This is a genomic window from Ensifer sp. Root142, assembly GCF_001426785.1.
Lineage (GTDB): Bacteria > Pseudomonadota > Alphaproteobacteria > Rhizobiales > Rhizobiaceae > Ensifer > Ensifer canadensis.
This window is the reverse complement of sequence record NZ_LMFK01000001.1, coordinates 839,454-861,618: the sequence shown is the minus strand read 5'-3', so window position 1 is coordinate 861,618 and position 22,165 is coordinate 839,454. Positions and strand designations below refer to the sequence as shown.

Sequence of the window (22,165 nt, the reverse complement as noted above, 5' to 3'; positions counted from 1 at the left end):
GCCGACATGCCAGAGATCAGATTTTCGCAGAGCGTTTCCGCCCGTCGAGAACAAGGTGCTCTTGTCGTCACCATCGACAATCCGCCCGTCAACGCGCTGTCGGCGCATGTCAGGTCCGGCCTGATGGCTGCTTTGGATCATGCTACTGACCTTCCGACGATTACCGGTCTCGTGATCACCGGTGCCGGCAGCACGTTTATCGGCGGTGCTGATATCAAGGAGTTTGGCAAACCGCCCATCGAGCCGATGCTTCCCGAGGTGATCGATCGCATCGAGACTTTCGAGAAGCCGGTCGTCTGCTCGGTGAATGGCGCCGCCCTTGGCGGCGGCTGCGAGGTGGCGCTCGCCTGCCACGGCCGTATAGCCGGCGAAAAGGCCGCGTTCGGACTGCCTGAAGTGAAGCTCGGCATCGTTCCGGGTGCTGGCGGGACACAACGCCTGCCACGGCTGATCGGCACGCTCGCGGCCATCGATCTCATCGGAACGGGGCGCGTCGCCAAGGCGCGCGAAGCTGTCGCACTCGGCCTTGCCGATGGCACCGCCACGGACCCTATAGCCGCCGCCCTTACGCTCCTGCGCGAACTGGGTGCAAAGCCGCTCCGTCGCACCGGCTTGATGGCCGTCCCGACGGTGGACGCCGCAGCCGTCAGCGCGGCGGAAGCGAGGGTCCTGGCGCGAGCCCGCGGCCAATCTGCTCCGGTCGAGGCGGTACGTCTCGTCAAGGCGGCCGGCCAAGTCGATCTGAAACAGGGATTGGCGGAGGAACGCCGCACATTCCTGCGTTTGCGCGACTCCGTCGAGTCCGCTGCCCTGCGGCACGTATTCTTTGCCGAGCGCGCCGCCGGCAAGATCGCAGGGTTAGAGACAGTCTCGCCACGCAGAATCGAGACAGTTGCGGTGGTCGGCGCGGGGCTGATGGGGTCCGGCATTGCGGTCTCCGCCCTGACCAGCGGCTATCGCGTCATCGCTTTGGAACAGACAAAGGAAGCAGCCGCCGGCGCGCGCGACCGCATTGCCGAAACACTCGACAAAACCGTCCGCTCCGGACGGATGGGCCAGGATGGACGCGACGACTGCCTCGCCAGATTACAGACCACCGCTGAAGCGGCAGACCTCGCCACCGCTGATCTCGTCATCGAAGCGGTGTTCGACGACCTCCAGGTCAAGATGGACCTGTTTCGCAGGCTTGACGACATCCTTGCACCAGGCGCCATTTTGGCGACCAACACCAGCTACCTCGATCCCGACGTGATCGCCGCGGCGACGACCGATCCGTCGCGGGTGGTCGGATTGCACTTCTTCTCGCCCGCCAATGTCATGCGGCTTGTCGAAGTCGTCGATTGCGCCAAGACCGCACCCGATGTGCTGGCGAGTGCAGTCGCCTTCGTGAAACGCCTGGGCAAGTTACCCATTGTCTGCGGCGTTACCGAGGGCTTTATCGGCAACCGCATCTTTTCCGCCTATCGTCGCGAGGCAGAGTTCATGCTCGAGGATGGTGCCGCGCCCGACGAGATCGACGCCGCCTTCGAAGCTTACGGTTTTCCGATGGGCATCTTCGCCGTCAATGACATGGCCGGGTTGGAGATCGCCTGGGCGCGCCGGAAGCGGCAGGCCGCGACGCGGGATCCTGCCGCACGTTATGTCGAGATCGCCGACAGGCTCTGCGAGGCGGGCCGTCTCGGCCGCAAGAGCGGCCGCGGCTGGTACGCCTACCCCAATGGCGAGCGCACCGTCGATCCGGAAGTGACGGCGATGATCAAGGCAGCGCGCGCCGCCAAGAACATCACGCCGCGAGCCTTCACTGCCGAAGAGATCATGGGCCGGCTTCTGAAGGCGATGGTTGATGAAGGGACGGCGCTGCTGGCCGAAGGTATCGCCGCGCGTCCCGGCGACATCGATCTGGTGATGATCAACGGCTACGGCTTTCCGGCCCACAAGGGCGGGCCGATGTTTACCGCGCAGCAAGGCAAGGACCTGAAATCATGAGCGAAGCCTATATCATTGATGGCGTCCGCACGCCCATCGGCCGATACGGCGGCGCTTTGTCGGCCGCCCGTGCCGACGACCTCGCCGCGCACGTAATCCGCGAGGCGCTGGCGCGCGTCGCGTCCGTACCGGCCGAAGAGATCGATGAAGTCGTCTTGGGCTGTGCCAACCAGGCGGGCGAAGACAACCGCAACGTGGCCCGCATGGCCGCCTTGCTTGCCGGATTGCCGGACGCGGTTCCTGGCACGACGATCAATCGGCTTTGCGGCTCGGGGCTGGATGCCGTCGGTTACGCCGCACGCGCGATCCGGCTCGGCGAGGCGGACATCGTGATTGCCGGCGGTGTCGAGAGCATGTCGCGCGCGCCTTTCGTCATGCCAAAGGCCGTGAGCCCCTTCCAGCGCAGCACCGAGATCCACGACACCACGATCGGCTGGCGGTTCATCAACCCGCTCATGGAGGCGAGCTATGGCACCGACTCGATGCCGGAGACCGCTGAAAACGTTGCAGCCGAGTTTGCAATCTCACGCGCGGACCAGGACGGCTTTGCGCTCCGCAGCCAGGCCCGTGCTGCGGCTGCGCAAAAGAATGGCCGCTTCTCGCGCGAAATCGCCCCCTATCCGATCAAAGGGCGCAAGGGCGAGACGACGCACGTCTTAGAGGATGAGCACCCGCGCGAGACGACGTTCGAGAAGCTCGCCAGCCTGCCGACGCCGTTCCGCGCCAATGGCACCGTGACAGCCGGCAATGCATCCGGTGTCAACGACGGCGCGGCCGCACTTTTACTTGCCTCAGGCCGCGCGGTCGAACGCTACGGCCTGAGGCCACTTGCTCGCGTCGAGGGGATGGCAACGGCGGGGGTTCCTCCACGCGTCATGGGTATGGGCCCTGTCTATTCCACCAGAAAGCTCCTGGATCGCCTCGGCGTTGGCATCGGCGATATCGATATCCTCGAGCTCAATGAAGCCTTCGCAGCCCAGGCTCTCGCCTGCATGCGGCAGCTAGGCCTTGCGGATGATGCTACCCACGTAAATCCCAACGGCGGCGCCATTGCCTTGGGACATCCTCTCGGCATGTCCGGTGCGCGCCTTGCGCTGACCGCAGCACTGGAACTTGAACTTCGAGGAGCAAGGCGAGCTGTCGCCACCATGTGTATTGGCGTTGGACAAGGCATCTCGATGTTACTGATGCGACCGTGACGCCGACGGATGCTCAGGTGTCGTTCGGTCCGCTGAAGCCTTTCGTTTCAGGCCGGATGCGTCCGACGAACGGACATCTGGATCGGAGCAGGCGTGTACGGTCTCGAATGTGTGCGTCTGCACTTCAAGAACGATCTGCTCGTCACAGCCGGCCAGAGGTGCGACGCAGCGATAGGGTCTCGACATGCTTTCAAAATCGAAATGGTCTCAGGATCGACTGGGCAGAGACTTGTCGTACCCGCGCGCGCAGGACCGTCCTTCAATCATTTTGCTCGGCGTGCAAAAAGCGATTCCTGTCCGCGAGCGCTAGAAGATCCAAAACAATTTGTATCGCGTCTTCCGCCGGGCGTCATTCCAGCACATTCTAAGGAACTTGACCCGAGCGAGAACGCTTGAGGGAGGAAGTTTCTGGATCAGCTTGTAGCAACCAAACGTATAGATCATGCGCTGGCTGAAGCGCTCTCTAAATGTCTTAGCGCCAAACTTTTTGTCGGAACCAGACCCCTCATAGAAATGGTAGGACGTATCGTCCACATAGGCTACCAAGTCTCGCACGACGAATTCGGACACAACATACGAGGCAAAGCACCAGGGGTTCCCCAGTTCATACCAGCGGGCGTTCAGGATTTCTTCTGCGCCATCTGATCGAAACAATCCGTATATCCACTCAGCGGGGAAGGTCAGATTTCGAGGCACAATACCCTTGGTAAATCTACCTCTGAAATCAAATATATCTGGGCTTGGCCGCTTTATCCTGGACGTTCCGGCCGGGGAGATAAGGGTCGTTGAACCTGCAGCCAGAAGCTTAGAACGGTCGTTCTCCAGAGCGCCCATAAGGGACGACAGATAGTTTTCAGACGACATGTCATCGCATGCCCGCAGGCAAAAGAACTCGGCCGCAGCCGAACCTATCTTGACGGCCTTTGCAAAATTATCCAGTGCGCTCAGATGCACATCATTGCTGATCAGAGAGAAGCGGGGATCGGTCGAGCAAAAGCGCTTAGCGATCTCAACGGTCCCATCCGTCGACACATTCTCTAGGATGAATGCGCGAAAATCTGCGTAGTCTTGTGCAGCTATGCACTGAAGACTGCGCTCGAGCGTTTTGGCGCCATTGTAGACAGGGAAAACGATTGCAACTTTGCTCTTGGCCATTCCAAGCCCCAGGTTTCTTAACCGGAAACAGCTTATTTCCATACTCGATAAGGTGCGCGAGGCTCATCGTCCAGATCGTAGCAAATGCTGGGCATAAAACCGAGTTCGACCAGTTGCGCCGGATTGGTGAAACGGGCAGAGTTCTTAGCCATGAAATCGATACCGCCTTTCTGATCCAGTTCTTCCTTCATCGTTTGGTAATGCTGCGAGCCATTGTAGTGCTGGCGGCCATCAACGGCCTCAGCTATCTTCTCTCGATAATTCGTGAAGAACTTGAAGTGGAGGAGAACGCCCCAGATGGGCGCAAAATTGCGGTTGTACGGCAAGGGCCGGTGAATGCTGCTGCCGAAGTAGCAATGCTTGTCCCAATAGATTAGGGGATATTTGATTAGCTCATTTTCTTCGTTGAAAAGTCGTTTACGCGGACCGCCTTTGACGCTGATACCTCGCTTGAGATAGGAGATCTCATAGCCATCGGCATCAAATCGATTGACTGAGAACCACGGCAGATCTCCGTCGACGGCATTATCGGTTTCCACGCCCGGGTAAATATCCAGCATCGGTGCCGGCAGCCGTTTAATCCCATTGTCTTCAAGAACTTGTATAAGCGCAGGTATCGTTTCTTCGGGGCATTGATCGTAAATGAGAAACTCATCGGAATCGACATTGATATACCAACGTCCATAACCATACCTGCCAAAGAGCCCCTCGCGCCAACGTCTGCCGCGGCGTGCCTTCTCAAATCTGATGTTTGACGTCCACACGTCGATATCTGGCTGTTCGAGCAGATACTCCTTCGTGCCGTCATTCGAAACATCGTCGACGCATATGAAGCGCGTTACCCCGATCTTGCGATAGTGTTTCAGGAACGAAGGCAGCAGAGCTATATCGTTGTGCGTGATGAACACGAGCGGCACATCAATGCTGTTCAAGGGGACTATTGGCTTGGCGGGCAATAGCTCAACGTTTTGCTTGCTTCGCCTCTCCCTGATAGACACCCGCGCATTGTCGTATAGTGTCTTTGCACGGTCGATTATGCTGCGTTTCGGAAATAAAAATTGGCGGTCGAATGGATATTTCATACTGCCACGTTTCATCGATCACAACGTCCTCAGTTTGTCTCCAGAGACAGCCTCTTGCATAAATGCGAATGGAATGAAAGGCCGAACGCCGCCGGGGACGTCGGCGCAAGCGATCGCAGTTGTTTTTTAACATATTCCAATCTGAGTGGTGATTGGTCGGCGCCACGCGTTGACTAGCGGCGCGGGCAGACTGAGCAGGCAGAAAGCCGCAAGGCCCGAGCCCGAATTATGGACGTTGCTTTCCGCGCTCTAAACGCCCCGTCGATTGCCCCACAGCAAGACGTGCAACTGCGGCAGCACCCGTGCATCGAACCATTTGTCGCCGGTCACCTTGTCGACCAGCCAGAGCATGCGGTTCATCACGCCATCGATGTCCACCTTCGCGCTGTCGTCCTGCGGCGGTGGTGGCGTGTGGTTTCCCGGCTGCAGATAGACGGGCAGCGCCGGATATCGCCGGGCCACGTCCCTGGCATAGGCATAGTCACCATCGTCGAACACGACGATCTTGAGCACTGTCATCGGCCGGCCAGCCGCCATCGCAAGACACTCGTCGAGCTTTGCGAAATCGGTTTCCATGCCGCTCGACGGCGGCTTCGGGCTGAGGACCAGAACGTCGAGGTCGGAGAACCAGTCCCTGGCAACGCTGCCCTGCGTCTCAAGCGCAAAGCGATAGCCGTCGCCATGGCCGCAATCGATCAAAGGCCCGAGCGGCTGAATGGCCGGGTTTCCGCCGGAAAGCGAGACGGTCAGCGGCACGCCGCCCGAGAGCCGCCTGACTTCCTCCCATATCTCTCCGACCGACCTCGGCTGCCACTGGTCGCGGTACTCGCTGTCGACGGCATGCAGCGTATCGCACCAGGAACAGCGGTAGTCGCAGCCGCCGGTGCGCACAAACACCGTCGGCTGGCCGATCAACACGCCCTCACCCTGGATTGTCGGCCCGAAGATCTCGCTGACGCGGATCGCCGCACCCGTCATGGCCGATATTCCGCCCATGTCTTCGGCGTCTCGCTGACGCGAACTGCCGACGTTTCCGGCAGCCGCTCCTTGCACCAGTCGTAGAAATGCCTCGCCAGGCACTCCGACGTCACCCGGTCGTGTCCGAGCACGTCGTTGAGATGGCGGTGGTCGAAGCTGCCGTCGATGTAGTGCTTGAGCGGGGCGAGGTCGTGATAATCCCGCACGAAGCCGTTGTCGTCGAGATCCGCGGCGGCAAGCTCGACCTCGACGATGTAGTTGTGGCCGTGCAACCGCGCGCACTGGTGATCGGCGGGCAGATGGCTCAACTGATGCGAGGCGGAGAAGTGGAATTCCTTGGTGATGCGGTACATCAGCGAACCTCCTCTGCCGAGAAGCGGCTGGTGGCAGCGCGCCAGAAATCCGGATCGGCATACTCGGTCGGGTCATCGACGCCGGCGAGATGGAAGGCCTCGCGCCGCTCGACGCAGGTGCCGCAGCGACCGCAATGGCGTGCGCCGCCCTTGTAGCAGGACCACGTCTCACCAAAAGGCGTGCCGTGCTTGGCGCCGTCCGTAACGATGGCGGCCTTCGGGACATTGACATAGGGTGCAAGGAGCTGAACGGTGCCATAGCCCTCCAACGCCTCGTCCTGCATTTTCTGGAACGCATCGATGAAGCCCGGCCGGCAATCTGGGTAGATGAAATGGTCGCCGCCATGGACGGCAACGGCGACGGCGTCGGCCTTTTGCGCCGAGGCGAGGCCGAAGGCGATCGCCAGCATGATGGCATTGCGGTTCGGCACCACCGTGGCCCTCATCGTCTCCTCGGCATAGTGGCCATCGGGCACGTCGACGTCATCGGTCAGCGCCGATCCGGTCAGGTGCCGGCCAACGCCGGTGATGTCGATGATCTGGTGAGGAACGCCAAGCCGGTGGGCACAGGCCGCGGCGAAGTCGAGTTCCTTGCGATGGCGCTGGCCGTAATCGAAGGAAAGAAGGCCGACGAGTTCGTGCTCGGCCGCGATCCTGTGCGCGAGCGAAACGGAGTCCAATCCGCCGGAGCAGATGACGATAGTTCTCATAATTATGGGTCCCTTGTTTTGACCGGGTGGGCTGCGACCGGATGCGGGCCGCTTTTAAGCCATTGCTACGGTTTTGACCAGCCCTTAGCGGCGAGCCTTGCTTGCGGCGGCGGCACCGCCATTCCAATCGGTCGGAACGACGGACGAGCAATTTTATCCTCTGCGCAAAATCAAAAATCACTTCGGCCGATTTCCGCCGCGTTTCAAAGAGGCTAACGTCGCGCCATCACCGCCTGACGGCGGTGAGCTCCGGCCCCCGTCGTTGGCGACAACTGCCAAACGGTGGCGGAGTTCGGTATTGGAGGAGTTCTGGAATGCTGATCGACGGAAAAGTCTTCATTGTGACCGGTGGCGGATCTGGCCTTGGTGCCGGCGTTGCACGCCTGCTCCACGGCAAGGGCGCGCGTGTCGTCCTTGCGGACATCAACGAAGACGCCGGGCGGGCGATGGCCGAGGCGCTTGGGAGCAATGCTCTTTTCGTCAAGACGGATGTCACCAGCGAGACCGATGGCGCAGCCGCAGTCTCCGCAGCCGTTGATACCTTCGGCCATCTTAATGGGCTGGTGAATTGCGCCGGCATCGCGCCGGGCGAAAAGGTACTTGGGCGCGACGGCCCTCATCGGCTCGACAGCTTCGCCCTTGCCGTTGGCATCAATCTGATCGGCACATTCAACATGATCCGCCTGGCAGCGGCGGCGATGGAAAAGGAAGCACCCGGCGACGACGGCGAGCGTGGCGTCATCATCAACACCGCCTCTGTCGCGGCCTTCGACGGTCAGGTCGGCCAGGCTGCCTATTCCGCCTCGAAGGGCGGCGTCGTCGCCATGACTCTGCCGATTGCCCGCGAACTGGCACGGCACGGCATCCGTGTCGTGGCGATCGCGCCGGGCATCTTCGAAACGCCGATGATGGCCGGCATGCCCCAGGAAGTACAGGACTCGCTCGGCAAGAGCGTTCCCTTCCCGCAGCGCCTCGGCAAGCCGGAGGAATTCGCAGCCCTTGTCCAGCATATCTGCGAAAACCGGATGCTGAACGGCGAAGTCATCCGCCTCGACGGCGCGCTTCGCATGGGCGCACGCTGAGACTGATATCTGACAGGCCGGATGCGCGTTGCGTCCGGCCAAATGTGCTACTGTCTGAACAGGCAGCGTGTTTCGAGTGGTACGGTATCCCTTGGACGCCGTGTTTGTCGCGCGGCGCTACAATCATTTCCGTACAGCATCTGAAAATCAGGCGTCGGAACGCTCACCGTGCACCGCCCGCGGTTGAACCGGGGCAATGACATAGGCGCAACGACGCGCGCCGGCGAGAATATGTTCGGTGCGCTCAACCGCCACGTCGCGGCCGAGAATATCGCGGAAGATGTTGATCTCCGCCCGGCAAAAGCCCTGGCAACTGGCAGCGGCGGCGCAGATCGGACAATGGTTCTCAACGAAGAGAAAAGTGCCGTCGTCCGCCTCCTCGTAGCCGGCCATGTAACCTTCGGCGGTTCGCAGGCGCACGAGCTTCTCCACCCGATCACGCAGGCTCCTGGCGCCGTCGAGCGCTGCGCGATAGCCGGTTCGTGTCTCCTCCTCGCGCGCCGCGATCACGCGATCGACGGCGGCGTCGCCGAGCGTCTGGCGGATCGTGCGCAGCAGCTGGACAGTCAACTCCGCATGGGTATCGGGAAATTCCGCATGGCCCGACGCGGTCAGCCCCCAGAACTGCGAGGGACGGCCGACGCCCCGCGCCTCCGACCAGGAATTTACAAGCCCCTCCTCGGCAAGGCGCACGAGTTGCTGGCGCGCCGCCTCACCTGATATCGACAGGCGCTTGCCAAGTGCAGCCGCCGTTTGCGGACCATGCAGCTTCAGCGCCAGCAGGATGCGTTCGGCTGGCGAACGTCCCTGGCTTTGATCCGGATTTAACAAGTGATCGCTTGACATATTATTGCCCGGAGATTTACAAAGAATTGTCTTGTTAAATACACGCCGGATGGATCTCGCACAAGACATTCGCTGCGTTCCATCCGGCCGAAGAGGATTTCAACCATGGCTTTCGAACTCCCCTCCCTACCCTTTTCCATCGGCGCTCTGGCCGAAGCTGGAATGAGCGCCGAGACGCTGGAATTCCACCACGGCAAGCACCACCAGGCTTATGTCACGGCACTCAACGGCTTCGTCGAAAAGGATCAGGCTCTCGCCGGCCTTTCGCTGGAAGACATCATTCGCCATGCAAACGGTAGGACCGAACTGGCGCCGGTCTTCAACAATGCCGGGCAACACTGGAACCATATCCTGTTCTGGAACAATCTCTCGCCCAAGGGCGGGCGCATTCCGGACAGTCTCGAAAAGAAGATCGTGGAGGACTTCGGCAGCGTTACGGCCTTCAAGGACGCGTTCAAGACCGCGGCCMCCAGCCAGTTCGGTTCCGGCTGGGCCTGGCTCGTGCTCGACGCCGGTGGCAAGCTCAAGGTGACGAAGACCGCCAATGGCTCGAACCCGATCGCCACCAATGAGGGCAAGGCCCTGCTCGGTCTCGATGTGTGGGAACACAGCTACTACATCGATTACCGCAGTCGCCGCCCCGACTATGTCAGCAATTTCCTCGATCGGTTGGCGAACTACGAGTTCGCCGAGGCTGAGCTTAAGTCCGCCTGATCACCTCTGCCGTGGCGCCGCGCCGGCGGCGCCACGCCCATGCCTCAGCCGGATTGCGCCCATGACCCAGACCACCTCTGTCGATATCACCGCTCACGCCGAACGTGCCGTCACCAGACCTCAGTTCGCCGACACGATGGCGCGGCTGGCATCAACCGTCTGCGTCGTCAGCTCCGGCAGCGGCTCCGAGTGCCTGGGCCGGACGGCGACCGCCGTCTTCTCGCTTTCCGCAAACCCTCCGTCCATCGTCGTCTCGATCAAGGCGGATAGCGCGCTTGCCGACACCATATTGAAACAGGATGGGTTCTCGCTGGCGATGCTCGCCCAGGGTCAGGAACTGGTTGCCGACGCCTTCGCCGGCCGCGTCGCGGCAGCCAGTCGCTATCTCGTCGGCATCTGGGCGGACTGGCCCTCCGGCCGTCCGCGTCTTCTCGGTGCCGCCGCCGGGCTCGACTGCGTGCTCAGCGCTTCCATCCTCGTCAGCGACCACCGGCTCTTTGTCGGAACGATCATCGCCACCGAAACCGCCGCTTACGCCGACCCCCTGCTCTGGAGCGAGCGGCAATACCAGGCACTGGAGAGACCGACGCCCTTTGCCGCCACGTCCGGCGGACGCCCATTGCCATCAGCCAACTCGTGCCCAACAATCTGAGCGGCGCGAACGGACACCCATTTGGGAGCTGCCATGCGACAGGTGCTTGAAAAAATTCTGGACGAAGGACGTGACGACGCGCTCTTGCGCTTCACCCTCGGCAGCATTTGTCTGCAGGAGGCGGATGCCGAGACCGCCCTTGTCCACCTCAGGCGTGCAATCGAATTCGATCCCAGCTATTCGGCCGCCTGGAAGCTCATCGGCGCGGCGATGCTGAAGCTCAACCGCATCGAGGAAGCGCGGCGCATCTGGACCGAAGGACGGTCCGTGGCCGAAAAGAAGGGCGACCTGCAGGTGGCACGCGAGATCACCGTTTTCCTCAAGCGGCTGGACAAACAGTGTGCGGCCGCGAACAAAGGCTCGCCGTAACGGCTCAAGGCATGGCGCGCAAATGTGTTCAGCGGCTTTTCGGCACCGAACATGTGCGGATACAAGGGCTTAGGCTGAAGTGACGAATTAATCATTTAAGCCAGCGCATGATGCTTGCGAGTTTATGAAGCCGAGGAATTTGGCGGCGAGCTTGTTATAGCGTCTTGCAGCCGATGCAGGCATTGACCGCGCCTATTAGGGCGCGCCGAACCGCCCGATACATAAATCGCAGAAGTCCTAAAGCAAATGGCGCACTTGGATGAAGTCCGTGTTAGCACCACATGGCGATGGATTGCCAATCGCTTCAATGCGCTTCGGTTCGCGTCCGCACCCTGAACTTTTCGTTTCCTGAACAATTGCGTTCTGGCAGCGTTCATAATTCAGGGTGCTTAGTAGGATCGCGGTTTAGGAGGATCATCCATGAGAAAGATCGTTGCAATCAGCGTGCTGCTCGCGTCGTTTTTACCCGGCATTCCACTTGCACAAGACATAGAGCTTTATATCGATCGCGGCGGGCCAAGATATAACGATGGACCACGTTACTACGACGAGGACTATCGCGATTACCGCGCTGAGCGTCGCTATTGTTCCCCTCGACGAGCCTTGGCAATCGCACGGGAGCAAGGCCTACCAGGCGCCCAGATTGGTCGCACCACCAATCGCTGGATTGAAATACGAGGAACCCGCGGACGTTCAATCGTCTTCGGCCTTTCACCTCGCTGCCCGATCCTCGGTTACAATGATTAACGCCTGGCATTTGCCGGATGGGCTTCATTGCGTTCTTCCGCACGATCGGGCTTATAGGTCCGGAAGTCGCCGTGGTTCCCACGTCCTACACAGGTGGCTTGTCGGATATCCGGAGGGAATGTCTTGCAGAGAGTTATTGTTACAGGCGCGAACGGCTTCGTGGGCAAAAGCATGCCGACTTCGCTGATCCGTCGCGGTTGCCAAGTGTATTCGCTTGGCAGGACTGATCCAAAAGTGGACGGCGTGAGCTTCCATCAGATGGATCTGCTTGATTCTGATGCTGATGAATTCCGACGGGTAGCTGCGATTGGCGCTGACACGATGATCCACGTGGCGTGGTGCACTGAGCCCGGCGTTTATTGGACCAGCATTGACAATCTCAGATGGATGGCCGCTTCGCTTCGGCTTCTTGATGCTTTTTTAGCAGGGGGCGGAAAACGCGTCATCATTGCAGGGACCTGTGCAGAATACGACTGGAATTTCCACACTTTGACCGAAAGGGAAACGCCCCTAGCCCCATCGACAATTTACGGGCAGGCCAAAGCCTCTCTTCATGCGACCGTCAACGCATACGCGCAGAAGCACTCAATTTCCTTTGCCTGGGCCCATATCTTCTTTCCCTATGGCCCCGGAGAGAAACGCCGACGCCTGCTCAGCGATTTAGTCTGTAACCTTCTCGATGGCCTGCCGATGGACGTTTCCGATGGCAAACAAATTCGCGACTTCATGCATGTTGATGACGTCGCTGACGCGATCATAGAACTCGCTGCTAGCGATGTGCAGGGTCCCGTAAACATTGCTAGCGGCGAGCCGCGGCAACTGCGCGAGATCATCGAGCTAACCGCGAAAGAAGTTGGCAGACGCGACCTAGTAAGGCTGGGGGCGCGCCCTCCGTTGGCAAACGATCCGCCTTGCCTCGCTGCATCCGTACTGCGCCTTCGGAATGAGGTTGGATTTCGCCCTCGATACACGCTAGAGGACGGCATCAGCGCCACCGTGGCGTGGTGGAGATCAAATTTGACGAACGAAGCGATCAGAAGATGACGTACAGGAATTGCCCGGTCTGCAAAAGCACCGAGTTCGTGACATCTGTTTCACGCAGCCAGATCCCGATCCTCCAGAACAGAGTTTACGACACAAGAGATGAGGCGCTGCAGGCGCCCTCTGGGCGCTTAACTCTATGCACCTGCTCAAGGTGTGGCTTCAGCTACAACGGTGAGTTCGACGAGAAACTCATCACTTACGACGAGCATTACAACAACGACGTGCCCTCGGAGACCTTTGAACGTTACGCCGAAGACATCGCAAAACTCCTGATAACGAAGTACAATCTGACGTCGGGAACCGTTTATGATGTGGGTTGCGGCAAAGGAACTTTCTTAAGGACGCTTTGCCGCTTGGCTCCAGGCATCAAGGGCATCGGCATAGACCCCAGCTGCATTCCTGTAGAACAGGACAACTTCACCCTGATCCAAGATGTCTTCCGGCCAGGATCATTCGGGGCTGATACCAAGCTCGTGATCCTTCGGCACGTCTTGGAGCATATAACGGAACCCGTTCAATTTCTTATGCAACTCGCTGAAGCGGCGCCCAATATCCCGCTCTATGTGGAGGTGCCTGAGGTCAACTGGATCCTCAAAAATGGCGCTTTCTGGGACTTTTGCTACGAGCACTGCAACTACTTCAGTGCGCAGTCCTTACGAACTGCCATGCAACTTGCAGGCTTTTCCGATATAGAGCAGCAGCCCTCCTTTGGAGGGCAGTATCAATGGGCCATTGGCGTGTCCAAGGGGCGAGCCACATCTACCGAATTAACCGGTCTCGATGCCACGGCAGCAGTTCGAGCTTACGCAGCGTCAGAGGATCACTCGATAGGCTCGGTAAAAAGGATGGTGAGTGAGGAGCCTCGCACCGCGGTATGGGGTATGGCAACAAAAGGCGTTATCCTGGCTTGCCTCGTCGATGGAGTGGCGATTGGCATAGATATAAACGACAAAAAGCAAGGGAAATTCGCACCGTTGTCGGGTGTGGAGATCGCAGCACCCCAAATCCTGAAGAGCCGACCTGTCGACACCATAATCATCATGAACAATAACTATGAGATCGAAATCCGAAGGAAATTAGCGGAGATGGGCGTCGGGGCTCGCGTCGTCGTGATGTAGGTCACTGCCGGCCTGATGAACAAAGCGAAAGTCGTTGTTATCTTCCCCGAAATGCTCCAACACAGTCTAGAGTGCATTGCGAAGAAGACGTTTGCAGATTTCAAAGTGATGATGCCCAAGGTGCGCAGCTCAGGTTTGATGGCTGGGCTTATCGTTGTTTTGGTCTTCATAATGCAAATCTTATGATCGTTGCGCGCCTTAATGTATCATAAGATTTGCCTTACCCAAGGCTGCCAGTGTCGTGCGCACACGCTAGGCATGAGAGCTTCCAGCTGCGCTCATCCTACCGTTTTAGTTCTCACGGCACCTGGAATCTTGGGGTATTTGCTGGATAATTCCCCAAAATAAGAACCTGAAGCGCAGGAAGCAGATCCTAGGGATTGAGATGCGCTAGGCGTCAGGCGGACCCAAGCCGCCTGATATTGCCGGCAAGCTCGGCTGCGAGACGCAAGGCCGCCGCCGTTGCTCCTGCCATCTGCGGCATGATCAGCCATTCGAGTGTCCAGGCAGCGCCGGAGCGCTCCTGTTCGTGCACCAGCGCCTGATGCACCCCGGAAAGCTGCGTCGCATTGAAACGGGCAAGCGCCACCAACACCTCGGCGGCAACCGGATTCTGCTTGTGCGGCATCGCCGACGATCCGCCACCACCCGCAAGTTCGATTTCGTCACCTAGCTGCGCCATCAGCGCAATGTCCTGCCCGAACTTACCGAGGCTGCCGGTGACGAGCGACAGCGCGTTGGCGAAGTCGGCAACTTCCGAGCGCTGGCAGTGCCATTGCGGAAAATCGGCAAGCGCCAGTTCCTCAGCCAGCGTGGCGCGAACATCGTCGGCCCTGTCCTTCAGCTTGTCGAGCGTGCCCGCCGCACCGCCGAACTGAACCGCGAAGAGATCTCGATCCATCGCCTGCAGCCGATCCTTGTGATCGAGCAAGGGTTCGATCCAGGTGCGCAGCCGATCGGACACGGTAATCGGTATCGCCGCCTGCATCCGCGTGCGGCCCATCAGCTCTCGCTCGCCCCATTGATCGTCGCATTCCTCCAGCACCGAAACGACATCGCCAAGGCGAGTGCCGAAAAGCTCGGCAACAGCCTTCATGCGCAACATCAAGCTCGTATCGATGACGTCCTGGCTCGTCGCGCCAAAATGCACGTGCGTTGCAGCCTCACCACCCACAGCCGCACGCAACTGTCGAACAAGTTCCGGAACGACGACGCCGTCGACTGCCATGGCCCGCCTGAGTGCAGCCACATCGGGAGAAAACCCGCGACAGGCCTCGGTGATGCGATCGGCAGCACTTTCCGGGATGACCCCGTGGATCGCTTCTGCGCGCGCCAGCGCCGCCTCGAAGGAGAGCATCGCATGAATGTCGGCGGCGGTCGAAAACTCGGCAGCGACCGCCTCATCGCCCAGAAGGCCCGAGAGATAGGGATGATCGAAAGCGGAATAGGTCATGGTCCCCCCGATAGTTGTCGCGATGCCCGCTCGCGCTTGAACGGAATGCCACGGTCTGCCTTGCGCCGTCCATGCACCAAGATGCAAAGGATCGGCCTCTCGCGTGACATTCCAGCTTCAGATGTCGAGGAAGACCGTTTCCTTCTCACCCTGCAGGTGAATGTCGAAGACATAACTAGGGGCGCTGCCGGTCGCGACAAGCGTCGCGACACGATGGCGATGCTCGACGCGCAAAAGCAAGGGATCGGCGGCGTTCGCCTCGGCTTCATCGGGGAAATACATCCGCGTGTGCAGGCCGATATTGATGCCGCGCGCAACGATCCAGAATGTGATGTGCGGCGCCATCGGTCGGCCGTCCTTGAACGGCACGCGACCCGGCTTGATGGTTTCGAAACGGAAGACCCCGTCTTCTGCACCGGTCGGACACCGTCCCCAGCCGGAGAAGCTTGGATCCGCCGCGCCGCGCATTTCCGACGGCGAATTGTAGAGCCCCGCCGCGTCCGCCTGCCAGATTTCCACCAGCGCATCCCGAAGCGGCGTCCCCGTACCATCGAGCACCCGGCCACTGACGGTGATGCGTTCGCCGAGCGTGCGCTCGCTCACCATCGTCGTGCCGAGGTCGGCGTCATAGACGCCGCCGATGCCACAGAAATTCGGCGTGAGACCGATATGCACGTAGGGACCAGCGGTCTGCGACGCCGTTTCCTTGAGATAGCCGAGCGCCTGGACCATCAGTTGCCCTCCATGCGGTTTTCAAACAGCGTCGAGCGGCGACCGCGCAAGACGATATCGAACTTGTAGGCCCGCGCATCCATCGGGATGGTGTTTGCCCAATCGAGCGGTGCGATCAGTTGCTCGATCGCACGGCGATCGGCGATCGTGTTGACGATCGGACACTTCCAGATCATCGGATCGCCCTCGAAATACATCTGGGTGATCAACCGCTGCGCAAAGCCGTGACCGAAAACCGAAAAGTGGATGTGGGCGGGACGCCAATCGTTGACGCCGTTCGGCCAGGGATAGGGTCCGGGCTTGATCGTACGGAAGGAGTAAAAGCCGTCTTCGTCGGTGATCGTGCGGCCGCAGCCGCCAAAATTCGGATCGAGCGCTGCGAGATAGCTTTCCTTCTTGTGACGGTAGCGCCCGCCGGCATTGGCCTGCCAGAATTCAAGAAGAGCGCCGGGAACAGGCCGGCCGCGTTCGTCGAGTACGCGCCCATGAACGATGATGCGCTCGCCGATCGCGCTTTCGCCCGGCTTGGCGAAGTTATGGATGAGATCGTTGTCGAGTTCGCCCAGCATGGAATGACCAAAGACCGGGCCGGTGATTTCGGAAATGGTGCCGTCGAGCGACAAAAGCGCCTTCTGCGGCGAGCGCAGCACCGAGGTCTTGTAGCCTGGCGTCAGCGCCGGCGCATGCCAGTTCCTGTCGCGGGGAAAAAAGGCGCCGGTCTCGGGCTTCCGGTTGGCTCTATCGGACATCTCGTTGCTCCCGTCAGGCCGCCTTGCCGGCGTCCATTTCCGCAAAGACCTGCTTGACGATCTTGATCGCGTGGTTCGCCGCCGGAACGCCGGCATAGATCGCCACATGCAACAGCGCCTCGCAGACATCGTCACGGCTGGCGCCGGTATTGGCGGTCGCACGCACGTGCATGGCAACCTCTTCGTCCTGGCCCAGTGCCGCCAGAAGCGCGATGGTCACGATCGAGCGCTCACGTTTCGTCCAGGTCGGTCGCGACCAGACGTGCCCCCAGGCCGCCTCGGTGATCAACTCCTGGAACGGCCGGTCGAAATCGGTCGAGGCCGATTGCGCACGGTCCACGTGGTTGTCGCCAAGGACGGCCCGCCGCGTCGCCATGCCCTGGCGATAGCGGTCGGAGGGCGCGAAGGCATCACTCATGGCTGTTGTCTCCATGCGTTACAATTTCAAAAAAGGCGCGCAATACCGCAGTCAGTGCCTCCGGCTTTTCAACGCAAGGGATATGCCCGGCATCGCGGATAACCTCGTAGCGGGCGCCGGGAATAAGGCGAGCTGTGCCAAGCACCACATCCGGCGGCGTCGATCCGTCCTGGTCGCCGACGACGCAAAGGACGGGCACGGCGATGCGCCCAGCCGCTTCGGTATAATCGGCATCGCGGATCGCACCACAGGTGGCGGCATAGCCCGTCACCGACTGGCGGATCAGCATGTTGCGGTAGCCTATCAGCGCCGCATTCTCAGGGCGTCGGAACTCAGGCGTGAACCAGCGTTCGAGGATGCCGTCGGCGATCGCCTCAATGCCATGGGCGTCGATGGCCGCGATGCGCTGCGCCCACAGTTCCGGCGTGCCGATCTTGTGCGCGGTATCGCAGAGAACGAGGGCCCGCACGAGATCCGGCCGCCGCTGATAGAGCGACTGGGCGATCAATCCGCCGACCGAGAGGCCGCAGACGATTGCCTGTTTGACCGAGAGCATGTCGAGCAGGCCGGCAAGGTCATTGGCGTGGTCTTCGATCGCGTAAGGGAGCGGACCGATATCGGAGAGACCGTGGCCGCGCTTGTCGTAGAGAACGATCGCATAGTCACCGGCAAGGCGCACGATGACGTCACGCCAGATGCGAAAGTCGGTGCCCAACGAATTGGCAAAGACCAGCACCGGCCGCTCGGCCGTGGCGCCGATGACCTGATAGTGGATTGTGATGTCATTGATGCGGGCAAACTGCACGGCACTTCTCCTCTGCAACCAAATTGTCTGTTTAATCTGGTTAGGTAAAATGATATTTCACGGCATTCCATTAACTCAAGAGTTATGAATTCCATGGTCGACGCCCGGGTCAAGTTTCGTCATCTGCAGACTTTTGTCGAGGTCGCAAGGCAGAAGAGCGTCATGAAGGCCGCCGAACTCCTGCATGTCAGCCAGCCAGCCGTCACCAAGACAATCCGCGAGCTGGAGGCGGTTCTGGGCGTTGCCGTTTTCGAGCGCGAAGGACGCGGTATCAAGATCACCCGCTATGGCGAGGTCTTTCTTCGCCATGCCGGTGCGGCACTGACGGCACTGCGCCAGGGCCTCGATTCGGTCTCGCAGGAGCGCTCCGGTGATGGCGTACCGGTGCGCATCGGAGCATTGCCGACGGTCTCGACACGGATCATGCCGAAGGCGATGTCGCTCTTCCTGAAGGAGGACACCGGCGCACGGATCAAGATCGTCACCGGCGAAAATGCCGTCCTTCTCGAGCAACTGCGGGTTGGCGACCTCGATCTCGTCGTCGGCCGGCTGGCGGCGCCGGAAAAGATGACCGGCTTTTCCTTCGAGCACCTCTATTCCGAACAGGTGGTCTTTGCTGTTCGAGCCGGTCATCCCTTGCTTTCCGACGCGCAATCGGCCTTCGCTCATCTCGGCGACTACCCGGTGTTGATGCCGACGCGTGCCTCCATCATCCGCCCCTTCGTCGAACACTTCCTGATTGCCAACGGCATACCTGGCCTGCGGAACCAGATCGAAACGGTCTCCGACGCCTTCGGCCGCGCCTTCGTGCGCGCCAGTGACGCGATCTGGATCATTTCGGCGGGTGTCGTCGCCAGCGACATTGAGGATGGCACACTTGCGGTCCTGCCGATCGACACCAGCGAGACCAAGGGCCCGGTTGGCCTGACGATGCGCGCGGACTCCATTCCGTCGCTGCCGCTTTCCATCCTGATGCAGACCATCCGCGAGGCGGCAGCGGCTATCGCGCCGAAAGCCTGACGGTAGTCCGGTAACGGACACCGGGCCACCTTTACAAAACCTCCTCGTCAGCCGAGATTGCGGCCCTCATCCGTTCACCGAAACCACCATGCGATCGATCCAATGCAGCTCGAAATCTTCACCGGACACCACATTGCCGACATGCTGGACTGGTTCCCGACCGCCGAAGCGCTCATTCAATGGGGCGGGCCCGGGCTCCGCTTTCCGCTTGATGAGACGCAGCTCGAGGAGATGCAGGCTTCGACATCCGGGGATGCACCGACGCGCTGGATGTTTGCCGGCATTGTCGACGGCAATCTTGCCGGCCACGCCCAGGTCGCGCTCGACTGGGAAAATGGCGTCGGTCGTCTGAGCCGCGTGGCGATCAACCCGCGGTTTCGCGGCCAAGGTCTCGCCCACCCCTTCCTCCAGCGGGTCATCGCGCGCTTCTTCGCAGACGCCCGCTTCGAGCGACTGGAACTCAACGTCTATACCTTCAACACGGCCGCAATCCGCACCTATCTGAAGCTCGGCTTTATCGAGGAAGGCGTTCGGCGGTCTTCGGCCAGGGTTGGCGATATCAGGTGGGACACCGCCATTTATGGCATGCTGCGCAGCGATCTCGCGGCGAAAATCCCGGCGTAATTAGAACGGCAACCCGACGTAGTTTTCGGCAAGCGCCGTCGAGGCGGCGCGCGAATGGGTGAGATAATCGAGTTCCGCCTCCTGGATCTTCTGGTCGAAATCGCCGGTATCCGGAAAACGGTGAAGCATCGTCGTCATCCACCAGGAAAAGCGCACGGCCTTCCACACTCTCGCTAGGGCATGCGCCGAATAGGCGTCCACACCGGCATTCGAGCGGTCCTGATAGTGTTCCAGCAGTCCTTCGAAGAGGTAGTGCACGTCACTTGCCGCAAGGTTCAAACCTTTGGCACCGGTCGGCGGCACAATATGCGCGGCGTCGCCAACCAGGAACAGCCGCCCGAAACGCATCGGCTCGGCGACGAAGGAGCGGAGCGGCGCGATCGATTTTTCAAACGACGCGCCGGTGACCAACGCCTCGGCATGGTGCGCCGGCAATCGCCGCCTGAGTTCGTCCCAGAAGCGCTGATCCGTCCAATCCTCGATCTTCTCGTCGAGCGCGCATTGCAGGTAATAGCGGCTGCGGGTCTGCGAGCGCATCGAGCAAAGGGCAAACCCACGCGGATGGTTGGCGTAGATCAGTTCATGGCTGACCGGCGGGACATCGGCAAGAATGCCGAGCCAGCCGAAGGGGTAGACTTTTTCGAAGGTGCGGATCGCCTTTTCAGGAACCGACTTGCGGCTGATCCCGTGAAAGCCGTCGCAACCGGCGATGAAATCGCAATCGATACGGTGACTTATGCCGTCGAGTTCATAGGTGACGTACGGATTGTGACCATCGAAATCATGCGGTTCGACATTTGCCGCAGCGTAGATCGACGGTGCGCCGGTGAGCGCGCGCTCTTCCATCAGGTCGCGCGTCAGTTCCGTCTGGCCATAGACCATCACGCGCTTGCCGCCGGTCAGGTTGTAGAGGTCGATGCGATGATCCCGGCCATCAAAGGCGAGCGAAAAGCCGTCGTGCGGCAGACCTTCGGCATGCATGCGCTTGCCGGCCTTCGCACGGTCCATCAGGTTGACCGTTCCCTCCTCCAGCACGCCGGCCCGCACCCGGCCAAGAATGTAGTCCTTGCTCACGCGATCGAGGATGACATTGTCGATGCCGGCACCGGTCAACAATTGCCCAAGGAGAAGGCCCGATGGACCTGACCCGATGATGACGATCTGTGTGCGCATGCCTTCCTCCCGAAACTGACTTTTGACAAGACTCTGCTCGGGAGAGCCACCAGGCTCAATGGACATTTCAGTCAGGAAATTGCACTAATCGAACATCACCAACGGATGCGGTCGATGAAAAGGACGGTTCCAACCTACCAGCTTTACGGCGAGCAATCGCTGGAGCGGCCGGATTTCTGGCTGCATTGTGAGACGATCCCGTCGCGCAGCAGCCTGCATCATTGGGAGATCGGGCTGCATCGCCATGAGAGTTTCTTCCAGATCTTGTACATTGCCGGCGGATCGGGAGACGCGGTGTTCGGCGACACCGCGCACCCCATTCGCCCACCGGTGATGATCACCGTGCCGCCGGCGATCAGCCATGGCTTCCGCTTTTCCCGTGATATCGACGGGTTCGTGTTCACGGTCCTCGCCACGCATCTCAGGGTATCGCCCGGCGAGCGCAGCCGCCTCGGCGCCTGGATGGCGACGCCGCGTCTCACTCGCCTCGACGGCAGCGACGACGGCCGCTATGTGGCGCTGACCCTTGCCCGGCTGGGTGCGGAATGGGAAGCCAGCCGGAGCCACCGCACCGATCTGCTCGATTCCTATCTGACGTCGGCGTTGACACTGGGCGCCCGCCTCGATGAAGCGGACCCCGTCGAGGACGACGCCGCCGACACGGAGAACGAGCAACGCGTCGAACTTTTCCTCAGTCTCGTCCAGCAGCATCATCGCGCACACAAGCCCGCAGCGTTCTACGCACGCGAACTCGGCCTATCGCCGACGCATCTCAACCGTATCGCCCGCAGCATCACCGGCCAAAGCGCCCACGAGATCATCGCGCGCAAGCTGACGGACGAAGCACGGCGCGAGCTCGTCTTCACCCGAGGTAGCGTGCAGGAGATCAGCTTCCGGCTCGGCTTCGCCGATCCCGCCTATTTCTCTCGCTTCTTCTTGCGCCAGACCGGCATGACACCCAGGGCCTGGCGGCTTGCCGAGCGCACGAAGCTCGGAGCATAGGCACTCGGATGGCAATCAGTTGCCGAGCCGGCCGCGCGCCCCTGGCGATGTCGCTGCCTATTGCGGCCACCTGTTTTTTCGCCTCCGTTTCCGAAACGAAACAGCCGCCTGCCAAAGTCATACAAGACCTCGGCAAGCAGCTGTCCGCGTCGAA

24 protein-coding genes are annotated in these 22,165 nt (G+C 60.4%); 12 read left to right on the top strand and 12 right to left on the bottom strand.

Translation table 11 applies throughout. From position 1 onward, the window contains the following. Positions 1-6 precede the first annotated feature (6 nt). Entirely contained in the window at positions 7-1,986 is a 1,980-nt protein-coding gene (locus ASD52_RS04060) for a 3-hydroxyacyl-CoA dehydrogenase NAD-binding domain-containing protein (protein WP_057223009.1), read from the top strand. Beyond that, positions 1,983-3,185, top strand: coding sequence for a 3-oxoadipyl-CoA thiolase (gene pcaF, locus ASD52_RS04055; protein WP_057223008.1), 1,203 nt, complete (start codon positions 1,983-1,985; stop codon positions 3,183-3,185). Before ASD52_RS04060 ends, pcaF begins: the two co-directional genes overlap by 4 nt. A 306-nt stretch (positions 3,186-3,491) precedes the next feature. On the opposite strand, the gene ASD52_RS04050 is transcribed toward pcaF, so the two are convergent. From ASD52_RS04050 to queC, 5 genes are all read right to left on the bottom strand, one after another. Then, entirely contained in the window at positions 3,492-4,340 is an 849-nt protein-coding gene (locus tag ASD52_RS04050; RefSeq protein WP_057223007.1) for a glycosyltransferase, read from the bottom strand. A 32-nt stretch (positions 4,341-4,372) separates the two neighbouring features. Then, positions 4,373-5,437, bottom strand: coding sequence for a glycosyltransferase family 2 protein (locus ASD52_RS04045; RefSeq protein ID WP_156612872.1), 1,065 nt, complete (start codon positions 5,435-5,437; stop codon positions 4,373-4,375). Between the two features lie 234 nt (positions 5,438-5,671). Continuing rightward, positions 5,672-6,400, bottom strand: coding sequence for a 7-carboxy-7-deazaguanine synthase QueE (gene queE / locus ASD52_RS04040; RefSeq protein WP_057223005.1), 729 nt, complete (start codon positions 6,398-6,400; stop codon positions 5,672-5,674). Continuing rightward, a complete protein-coding gene (queD, locus tag ASD52_RS04035) occupies positions 6,397-6,753 on the bottom strand; it encodes a 6-carboxytetrahydropterin synthase QueD (protein WP_057223004.1) in 357 nt (118 codons plus the stop codon). Before queD ends, queE begins: the two co-directional genes overlap by 4 nt. Next, on the bottom strand, positions 6,753-7,463 hold the full coding sequence (gene queC / locus ASD52_RS04030; RefSeq protein WP_057223003.1) for a 7-cyano-7-deazaguanine synthase QueC: 711 nt from the start codon (positions 7,461-7,463) through the stop codon (positions 6,753-6,755). The genes queD and queC overlap by 1 nt, the downstream gene beginning before the upstream one ends. A 314-nt stretch (positions 7,464-7,777) precedes the next feature. Here queC and ASD52_RS04025 point away from each other — a divergent pair, with 314 nt between their 5' ends. Further along, on the top strand, positions 7,778-8,545 hold the full coding sequence (locus ASD52_RS04025) for a 3-hydroxyacyl-CoA dehydrogenase (protein ID WP_057223002.1): 768 nt from the start codon (positions 7,778-7,780) through the stop codon (positions 8,543-8,545). Positions 8,546-8,692: 147 nt separating this feature from the next. On the opposite strand, the gene ASD52_RS04020 is transcribed toward ASD52_RS04025, so the two are convergent. Further along, complete coding sequence (locus ASD52_RS04020) at positions 8,693-9,391, bottom strand: metalloregulator ArsR/SmtB family transcription factor (RefSeq protein ID WP_057223001.1); 699 nt, start codon at positions 9,389-9,391, stop codon at positions 8,693-8,695. Between the two features lie 105 nt (positions 9,392-9,496). Between ASD52_RS04020 and ASD52_RS04015 the strand changes: the two genes are divergently transcribed. From ASD52_RS04015 to ASD52_RS03995, 6 genes are all read left to right on the top strand, one after another. Then, positions 9,497-10,105, top strand: coding sequence for a superoxide dismutase (locus tag ASD52_RS04015; protein ID WP_057223000.1), 609 nt, complete (start codon positions 9,497-9,499; stop codon positions 10,103-10,105). Between the two features lie 61 nt (positions 10,106-10,166). Then, positions 10,167-10,757, top strand: coding sequence for a flavin reductase family protein (locus tag ASD52_RS04010; protein WP_063991800.1), 591 nt, complete (start codon positions 10,167-10,169; stop codon positions 10,755-10,757). A gap of 33 nt (positions 10,758-10,790) precedes the next feature. After that, positions 10,791-11,126 (top strand): tetratricopeptide repeat protein, encoded by a 336-nt coding sequence (locus ASD52_RS04005; protein ID WP_057222999.1) that lies wholly within the window; start codon positions 10,791-10,793, stop codon positions 11,124-11,126. A gap of 420 nt (positions 11,127-11,546) precedes the next feature. Beyond that, positions 11,547-11,873 (top strand): hypothetical protein, encoded by a 327-nt coding sequence (locus tag ASD52_RS36800; RefSeq protein ID WP_082571707.1) that lies wholly within the window; start codon positions 11,547-11,549, stop codon positions 11,871-11,873. 123 nt (positions 11,874-11,996) lie between these two features. Further along, positions 11,997-12,917: an NAD(P)-dependent oxidoreductase gene (locus ASD52_RS04000; RefSeq protein ID WP_057222997.1), complete on the top strand. Its 921-nt coding sequence runs from the start codon at positions 11,997-11,999 to the stop codon at positions 12,915-12,917. Then, a complete protein-coding gene (locus tag ASD52_RS03995) occupies positions 12,875-14,035 on the top strand; it encodes a class I SAM-dependent methyltransferase (RefSeq protein ID WP_162254146.1) in 1,161 nt (386 codons plus the stop codon). Before ASD52_RS04000 ends, ASD52_RS03995 begins: the two co-directional genes overlap by 43 nt. A 397-nt stretch (positions 14,036-14,432) precedes the next feature. Here ASD52_RS03995 and ASD52_RS03990 read toward each other — a convergent pair whose 3' ends face one another. The 5 genes from ASD52_RS03990 to pcaD form a co-directional block, all read right to left on the bottom strand. Next, positions 14,433-15,488, bottom strand: coding sequence for a 3-carboxy-cis,cis-muconate cycloisomerase (locus tag ASD52_RS03990; protein ID WP_057222994.1), 1,056 nt, complete (start codon positions 15,486-15,488; stop codon positions 14,433-14,435). A gap of 117 nt (positions 15,489-15,605) precedes the next feature. After that, positions 15,606-16,220 carry a protocatechuate 3,4-dioxygenase subunit alpha gene (pcaG, locus tag ASD52_RS03985; RefSeq protein WP_057222989.1) on the bottom strand — a complete coding sequence of 205 codons (615 nt, stop codon included), beginning with the start codon at positions 16,218-16,220 and terminating at the stop codon, positions 15,606-15,608. Next, positions 16,220-16,969 carry a protocatechuate 3,4-dioxygenase subunit beta gene (gene pcaH, locus ASD52_RS03980; RefSeq protein ID WP_057222987.1) on the bottom strand — a complete coding sequence of 250 codons (750 nt, stop codon included), beginning with the start codon at positions 16,967-16,969 and terminating at the stop codon, positions 16,220-16,222. The genes pcaG and pcaH overlap by 1 nt, the downstream gene beginning before the upstream one ends. A gap of 13 nt (positions 16,970-16,982) precedes the next feature. Continuing rightward, complete coding sequence (gene pcaC, locus ASD52_RS03975; protein WP_025429133.1) at positions 16,983-17,387, bottom strand: 4-carboxymuconolactone decarboxylase; 405 nt, start codon at positions 17,385-17,387, stop codon at positions 16,983-16,985. Further along, positions 17,380-18,192, bottom strand: a complete 813-nt coding sequence (gene pcaD, locus ASD52_RS03970) for a 3-oxoadipate enol-lactonase (RefSeq protein WP_057222985.1) — start codon at positions 18,190-18,192, stop codon at positions 17,380-17,382. Before pcaD ends, pcaC begins: the two co-directional genes overlap by 8 nt. A gap of 93 nt (positions 18,193-18,285) precedes the next feature. Here pcaD and pcaQ point away from each other — a divergent pair, with 93 nt between their 5' ends. Both pcaQ and ASD52_RS03960 read left to right on the top strand, forming a co-directional pair. Then, entirely contained in the window at positions 18,286-19,212 is a 927-nt protein-coding gene (pcaQ, locus tag ASD52_RS03965; RefSeq protein WP_057223413.1) for a pca operon transcription factor PcaQ, read from the top strand. Positions 19,213-19,314: 102 nt separating this feature from the next. Further along, positions 19,315-19,836 carry a GNAT family protein gene (locus ASD52_RS03960; protein ID WP_057222983.1) on the top strand — a complete coding sequence of 174 codons (522 nt, stop codon included), beginning with the start codon at positions 19,315-19,317 and terminating at the stop codon, positions 19,834-19,836. Here ASD52_RS03960 and pobA read toward each other — a convergent pair whose 3' ends face one another. Then, positions 19,837-21,009, bottom strand: coding sequence for a 4-hydroxybenzoate 3-monooxygenase (gene pobA, locus ASD52_RS03955; RefSeq protein WP_057222979.1), 1,173 nt, complete (start codon positions 21,007-21,009; stop codon positions 19,837-19,839). It abuts the gene before it with no gap. A 114-nt stretch (positions 21,010-21,123) separates the two neighbouring features. Between pobA and ASD52_RS03950 the strand changes: the two genes are divergently transcribed. Continuing rightward, entirely contained in the window at positions 21,124-22,011 is an 888-nt protein-coding gene (locus ASD52_RS03950; RefSeq protein ID WP_057223411.1) for a helix-turn-helix domain-containing protein, read from the top strand. Positions 22,012-22,165 lie beyond the last annotated feature (154 nt).